Genomic DNA, 6,278 nt, shown 5'->3' with positions numbered 1-6,278 from the left:
CGTTCAGGTACACATCCATCGGGCTCCAGCCCGGCGAACTGCCTGTCCAGAACATGTCACCCGTCTCGAACAGGATGCCGGGGGCGCCGAACCGAAACCGGTTCGGGCCGAACATCTCCAGCGTGACGTTCCGGTCGTTCAGCCAAAGGTCATAGCCCGCATTCGCGTCGTTCGGGTCGGCACCTAACATCATGGCGACATCGCCCCTTGACGTCACGCGGTAGTGACCGGTCGCGAAGTATTCCATCCCCCACTTCTCCGCCACGTAGTCCGTCTTGCTGCGGAAGACGTGAGATCGCCGCTTGCCTTCGGAGTCGTAGAAGTAGGCATGGAACCACAGGTTCCCATCGGGTTCGAACCTACCGGGTATCACTTCGTGCCGACCTACGAACATGTCGGCGGTATAGTTCACTCCGTCTAGGTAGAGGTCGTAGGTCCTTTCGCGCTCCGGCATCTCAGGATCGTCCTTCGTGCCCACATACATGATGTGACCGTCATCCCATAGGCTCATCCCGAGCATGTCCGTGAACCAATCCAGCTTGCGATGCACGTAGTGCATCTGCGCCGATACCGGGACCACCGCCGCTAGTAGTGACAATGCTGCCATGAACGTTCTCACCGAATCGCCTCCGTGAATCAGAGTCACGATCGGGTGGACCGGAGCAAACGCTACCGGTCCACCCCTGACGAGCTACTGGTCGAAACCCCACACTGCGTAGACGAAACCGTGCGTCTCGTTCCAGGGAGGCTCAGCGAAGTACCGCGTACCTACCAGGATCGTCCCGTCGCGCATCATCGCGACCGAAATCAAGTCCGTGCGGCGGATGTTCTCACGCCACTCCTGTACCAGTTGCCCCTGTTCGAAAACGAACTTGTGCAAGTACCCGTTCTCTTCCGACTGAAACAGCGCCAGGAAGTTGCCTTGTGCATCCACCGCAATGCACGGCGTGGCATCGGTGTTCGGTTGTCCATGCTTTCCCTCGACGAGCGGCGTATCAGGTCGCCAAGCACGCGCAGTGGAGGCCATCATCTCCCTGCAACCGTAACCGCCATCGTCATGCCGAGCCTGCCAGCGTCATGCTGAGCCTGTCGAAGCATGAAGCGGCAAGCCGACACCGTGGCATTGGATGACGACGACATGCGGCATGCGAGCGCATGCTTCGACAGGCTCAGCATGACGTGGGGAGGTGAGCATGACGCTGGGGAGGCTCGGCATGACTGGTAGGGGTGTTAGGTGTCGTCGTTGCGGGATGCAGAGACCTCGCCACGTGATCGCGGTGGCCTGCCATATAGGTGCAGACGATCGGCTAAGCATGGCGGTGTAGCTAGTTAGCTGGTGGCGAGGTAAAAGGGTTGTCCTACACAGCTCCGCACTGCCACGCCGCGGGCCGAATGCAGGGTAGTTACACGCAGGTGTCGGCACCAACGGGATGCCCACGCCACTGCAGAGCAGCAAGGCGGAGGCCAAGACATACCGCACAAAGGCATGCACCTCGAAACCTCCTTCACGGGTCCCGTATCGCGCCGGGTCGTGTCCGCGGCTTACCTCCGCGTCCCGAACGAATCCTGCGCCCGTCGCTCCGCCCCGGCACGTTTGCCGGGACACCATCCGCCATCCATAGTAACACAGGATCGCAGCTCTGTCAAGGTCTTGCAACGTGAGTCGCTAATCGGAACAACGCCCGGGTACGCGGGGGTCAACAGGGCCCCGAGCAGTGGGCGTAGCTACCGTGCCAGGGGCAGCTTCTCGTTGAGTCGGTCGTCCAGGCGCTGGCGCCCGTTTTGGATGGTCATCATCACGCGCGACACTGCATCCTCCAGCTCCTCGAGAACGTCTCCCGCATACTGATCGGCTCCACGTCGCAAGTTGCGGCACTCCTCGTGCGTGCGCTCCAGAAGGCGCTTTGCCTCTTCGTTGGCAAGCTTCATCACTTCGCTTTCGTCCAGCATCTTTGCCTGCTGAAGAGAGGCCTGTTCCAGAATACGCTCGGCCTCGCGAAGTGCTTCTTCCTTGATCTTTTCCCCTTCTCTCGCCGCGCGTTCGAGCTCGGCCTGCGCGTCTTGCCGCGAGGTGTGCAGGATTCGCTCGCTCTCGCGCGTCAGCTTGTCGGCGCTCTTGACCTGCTCAGGAAGAGAGGCGCGGATTTTGCTAACCAGCATGAGGCACTCGTCGCGGTTGAGGCCCCACAGCAGTTTGCCGAACCCCTTCGGGGCGTCCAACTGCGCGCGCAGTTCTTCGATCATCTTCAGAATGTCCATCGCAGCACTCCGCTACTACAAGGATTGCAGGCGTTCGCGGAGCCTCCGCTCCACGCACGCGGGTACCAGGCTCGAGACGTCACCACCCATCGCGCCGATCTGCTTCACGATGCTTGACGAAAGATACGCGTACTCCTGGCTCGTCATCAGGAAGACCGTCTCCACCGAGCCGTCCAGCATTCGGTTGGCGACGGCCATCTGGAACTCGTAGTCGAAATCCGAGATCGCGCGCAGGCCCTTCACGATCACGCTGGCACCCTGCTGCCGGGCGAACTCGACCAGCAGTCCCTCAAAGCATTCTACAACAACTCCGGGCAGGTCAGCGCAGCACTCACGAAGCATCTCCAAGCGAGTCTCTACCGGAAACAGGTATTCCTTCTCCGGGTTGTTGCCCGCTGCGACTATCAGCTTGTCGTACAACGCCGCAGCGCGCCGGATGATGTCCATGTGTCCGAAGGTCGGGGGGTCGAAGCTCCCTGGGTAGATGGCAACTGTGCGCATATGTACCGAGTCTGGCCGATCTGAGGCTCCCATGGATAGCCCTGGGCCTTAGCTCTTCGGCCCGCCATTCGCCAAGGGCGCGGGGGAGGACGGAGGGCGGTAGCTCGATGCTAGCCTCGCTGAGACGACGATGCCGTCTATGATCGAGTAGATGTACAGGATGAGCCACAGGAAAGCCGTGAACAGGATGGGGAATGAAAGCGCCTCCGTGGCCTCCCGTTCCGGTCTGGCTGCAATCAGGTGCACGAAACCGCTGGCGGCGGCCACGAATCCGGGATTGAGTAGAAGCACTGCGCTGAGCACTACCAGCACGGCGAGGATGATGCCTCCCTTCACGAACTGCCCGTTGTAGAACTGAGCCGAGCTGGGCAGGACGATGCCCATCATCAAGGCGAGGCCCGGCTTTCTCGGCACGAGGGAGACTTCGGCGGAGACCTCACCAGCCATGATCTGCTCCATGCGAGCGCGTTCGTAGCTCTTCTCGCTTTGGTAGAACACCGCGCGGGCGTGTTTCTTTTCCACCGAGACCCGATCGGGGGCCAGTTCCAGACATCTTTTGTATGCTGCCTGCGCCTCATCGAAGCGGCCCAGGTCGGCGAGCATATCCCCCAGAAGCTCCCAGGTATCGGGGTCTTCGGGGGCCATCTCGGTCGCACGCGTGATCATCTCCAATGCTCGCGCCTTCTCCTGGCGCATCTTGTGCAGGTGCGCCTGTCGCAGCACCTTTTCCAACTCTTCCGGCCTAGGTGAAAGGGGGTCCATCTACGTACCTTCCCGCACGGCGAGGATGATGTCCTCCACGAGCGGCATTTTCTCCCAGAACTCCTCCATTCCGTAATACTCGCGTTGTTCGGCCTGCATAACGTTGACGATCACGGTGCCGTAGTCCATCAAAACCCACGTGGCTTGCGGCAGTCCCTCCACGTGGTCGATTCGGACCCCCTTTTCGCGCAGGTTTTTCTCGATGCGCTCCACGATGGAGCGCACGTGTACGTCCGAGGTGCCGGTGCATATGAACATGTAGTCGGCCATCGTGCTCTTGCCCTGTATGTCCAGGACGACAGGGTCGAGAGCCTTGAGCTCCTCGGACGCAGCTACCACATTGTCCAACAGTTCTCGAGGCGTCAACGGGCGTCCCCCCGGTATAGAGCTCGCTCGTGGATGTAGTGTTCCACTGCCGCCGGTACGAGGTCTGTGATAGGCATCCCGTTGGCGATACGCTCGCGTACATCCGTGGACGAAATCGGAAGCGCGCGGGCTTGGCACAGTGTCAACTCCATGCCTAGGGAGTTTGGCAGCAGCGCCTGCAACTCCTGCCACGACACGCCTCCGCGCTCGACTGCCACCACTCGGGTGAGGCGAAGCAGTTCCGCTGGTTCCTTCCACTTCGGGAGGTTCACGAGGGCGTCGGTGCCAGCTACGAAGGTGATCGCGATGTCGGGTTCGCTGGTCAGGATCTGGCGCACGGTATCCACGGTGTAGGACGGACCGTCGCGGCGAATCTCGTCTTCCAACACTCGTAGCCCTGGCACTTCGACAGCCGCCAGGCGACACATAACAAGGCGGTCCTCGGCCGGAGCGACCGATCCGCCTTTGAGCGGCTGCAAGCGCGCCGGGACGAGCCAGACCTCCTCCAATGAGAACTCCCCCATGACGTCACTTGCCAGCCGCAGGTGGCCGTTGTGGATCGGATCGAACGACCCGCCGAGCAGACCGATCTGCCTCACGGCTTCTCCACGTACTCCATCTGCACTCCACCAATCACCACCGTCTCGCCCTCCTCGACTCCCTCATCGCGGAGGGCCTGAAGCACGCCCAGTTTCTCCAGTTGGCGGTGCAGGTACTGCAGAGCATCGTAGTTTCCCAAGTCCGTTCTCGACACTAGGCGGTCCACGCCTTCACCGCGGACGTGTAGTTCTCCGTCCACGCGTTCCACCGTCCATTCTCCTGCCCCACGCCGCTCGCCGGGTCGATATACGACCTCTGGCTGGGGATCTTCTTGTTTTGGGGTTCGGTCGAGCAGGTCCGAGAGCGCGAACACCACGGCTTGCACGCCCTGGCCGGTGGCACCCGAGAGCAGGAAGCATGGCGTTTCCGGCTGCTCGGCTGCCAGACGCCGAGCGATTGCATCTGCAGTCTCTTTCGCACCCGGCAAGTCCAGCTTGTTCAGTCCCACGATCTTCGGCTTGTTGGCCAGGCCATGGCCGTATTTCGCCAACTCTCGCTCTACCGTCTGGAAGTTCTCGTAGGGGTCAGAACCGTCGGGCGGAGCGCAATCCACTAGGTGCAGCAGAACGCGGGTGCGTTCGATGTGGCGCAGGAAGCGATCCCCTAAGCCCACGCCCTGGTGCGCGCCAGCGATGAGCCCCGGCATGTCCGCCACCACGAAGCTTTTCTCCCCTGCTCGCACTACGCCGAGGTTCGGCACGAGAGTGGTGAACGGGTAGTCGGCAATCTTGGGTCGAGCCGCGCTGATTGCCGCGATGAAGGTGGACTTGCCTGCGTTGGGCAGGCCGACTATTCCCACGTCCGCCACCAGTTTCAGCTCGAGCTTCACCCGCCTCTTCTGGCCTGGCTCCCCTTTCTCGGAGAAGCGAGGCGTCTGTCGCACCGAATCTGCAAATGCCGCATTCCCGCGCCCGCCCTTTCCCCCTCGGGCTATCACGCGGCGGTCGCCGTGCCTCAGCACCTCGGCAATGCGCTCGCCGGTTTCAACATCCAGCGCGACGGTCCCACAGGGCACCCGAATCTCGCAGTCGGCTGCGCTAGCGCCGTCCTTCAGTCCACCGGCACCATCGGTGCCGCGCTCGGCTTTGAATCTAGAACGATAGCGAAAGTCCAGTAGCGTGCCGAGCCCGGAGTCTGCCACGAGCACTACGTCTCCGCCCTTGCCACCATTCCCTCCATCGGGGCCGCCGCGGGGCACGTGCTTCTCGCGGCGGAAGGATACGGCTCCGTTGCCGCCCGCGCCGGACGTCACCTCTATCTCGACTTCATCCAGGAACACGTTCGGATTCTACCGTTCCGGCTATCGTCGGGCCTTCGCCAATGATCTCGGGCCCCGCTCGCGGGGCCCGAGCCTTAGCAAATCGGAGCGTGAAACTAGCGCTTCTTGGCAGGCGGAGCGGTGGGTCCGACCTGCTCGGGAAGAAGGTGCATGTTGACAATCTTCTTGGCTATCTGGTCGCGCCAGTTCTTCGCCAACTTATCGATCGTCGTCTTGTGGAACGACGCATCCTCCTTGGTTACGGTGACCAGCAGCCGGTTCTTCACGAGAATCTTGCGCTCAGTCTTGTCGGGCTTAACGACGACGTCCTTGTCCGTAATCTTGGTCTCACCCAGGATATCGATGAGCCTAACCTCGACTTCGGCAACACGTTGTGCGGGCGTTTTCCCTGCTGCGGCGGTCTTGATCTCGAACAGCGTGACTCCGCCGAACGCCACGGGGTCGGCAAAGACCGGCGATACTACGGCAGCGAGAAAAGCCGCGGCAAGCAAACGGTGCGTGAACATCCTGA

At 61.6% G+C, this 6,278-nt stretch carries 9 protein-coding genes; all 9 read right to left on the bottom strand.

Annotation, left to right across the window (positions count from 1 at the left end):
- A partial coding sequence (locus HRF45_01330; GenBank protein MEP0765172.1) for a hypothetical protein occupies nucleotides 1–619 on the bottom strand: 619 nt, incomplete at its 3' end.
- A gap of 72 nt (nucleotides 620–691) precedes the next feature.
- Nucleotides 692–1,030 (bottom strand): hypothetical protein, encoded by a 339-nt coding sequence (locus HRF45_01325; GenBank protein ID MEP0765171.1) that lies wholly within the window; start codon nucleotides 1,028–1,030, stop codon nucleotides 692–694.
- A 695-nt stretch (nucleotides 1,031–1,725) separates the two neighbouring features.
- Nucleotides 1,726–2,259 carry a hypothetical protein gene (locus tag HRF45_01320; protein ID MEP0765170.1) on the bottom strand — a complete coding sequence of 178 codons (534 nt, stop codon included), beginning with the start codon at nucleotides 2,257–2,259 and terminating at the stop codon, nucleotides 1,726–1,728.
- A gap of 15 nt (nucleotides 2,260–2,274) precedes the next feature.
- Nucleotides 2,275–2,760 carry a pantetheine-phosphate adenylyltransferase gene (gene coaD / locus HRF45_01315; GenBank protein MEP0765169.1) on the bottom strand — a complete coding sequence of 162 codons (486 nt, stop codon included), beginning with the start codon at nucleotides 2,758–2,760 and terminating at the stop codon, nucleotides 2,275–2,277.
- Between the two features lie 48 nt (nucleotides 2,761–2,808).
- Nucleotides 2,809–3,522, bottom strand: a complete 714-nt coding sequence (locus HRF45_01310) for a tetratricopeptide repeat protein (GenBank protein ID MEP0765168.1) — start codon at nucleotides 3,520–3,522, stop codon at nucleotides 2,809–2,811.
- Nucleotides 3,523–3,888, bottom strand: coding sequence for a ribosome silencing factor (gene rsfS, locus HRF45_01305; protein MEP0765167.1), 366 nt, complete (start codon nucleotides 3,886–3,888; stop codon nucleotides 3,523–3,525).
- A complete protein-coding gene (gene nadD / locus HRF45_01300) occupies nucleotides 3,885–4,487 on the bottom strand; it encodes a nicotinate (nicotinamide) nucleotide adenylyltransferase (protein ID MEP0765166.1) in 603 nt (200 codons plus the stop codon). Before nadD ends, rsfS begins: the two co-directional genes overlap by 4 nt.
- Nucleotides 4,484–5,767: a GTPase ObgE gene (gene obgE, locus HRF45_01295; protein MEP0765165.1), complete on the bottom strand. Its 1,284-nt coding sequence runs from the start codon at nucleotides 5,765–5,767 to the stop codon at nucleotides 4,484–4,486. Before obgE ends, nadD begins: the two co-directional genes overlap by 4 nt.
- Nucleotides 5,768–5,862: 95 nt before the next feature.
- Nucleotides 5,863–6,273 (bottom strand): hypothetical protein, encoded by a 411-nt coding sequence (locus tag HRF45_01290; protein MEP0765164.1) that lies wholly within the window; start codon nucleotides 6,271–6,273, stop codon nucleotides 5,863–5,865.
- Nucleotides 6,274–6,278 lie beyond the last annotated feature (5 nt).

The organism is Fimbriimonadia bacterium, from assembly GCA_039961735.1.
Taxonomy (GTDB): domain Bacteria; phylum Armatimonadota; class Fimbriimonadia; order Fimbriimonadales; family JABRVX01; genus JABRVX01.
This window is presented reverse-complemented; position numbering and strand designations above follow the sequence as displayed.

What these genes read in the sequence shown, in the direction of transcription:
- HRF45_01325 (MEP0765171.1), bottom strand. Translation starts at nt 1,030, where the DNA reads ATGATGGCCTCCACTGCGCGTGCTTGGCGACCTGATACGCCGCTCGTC.
- HRF45_01320 (MEP0765170.1), bottom strand. Translation starts at nt 2,259, where the DNA reads ATGGACATTCTGAAGATGATCGAAGAACTGCGCGCGCAGTTGGACGCC.
- coaD (MEP0765169.1), bottom strand. Translation starts at nt 2,760, where the DNA reads ATGCGCACAGTTGCCATCTACCCAGGGAGCTTCGACCCCCCGACCTTC.
- HRF45_01310 (MEP0765168.1), bottom strand. Translation starts at nt 3,522, where the DNA reads ATGGACCCCCTTTCACCTAGGCCGGAAGAGTTGGAAAAGGTGCTGCGA.
- HRF45_01290 (MEP0765164.1), bottom strand. Translation starts at nt 6,273, where the DNA reads ATGTTCACGCACCGTTTGCTTGCCGCGGCTTTTCTCGCTGCCGTAGTA.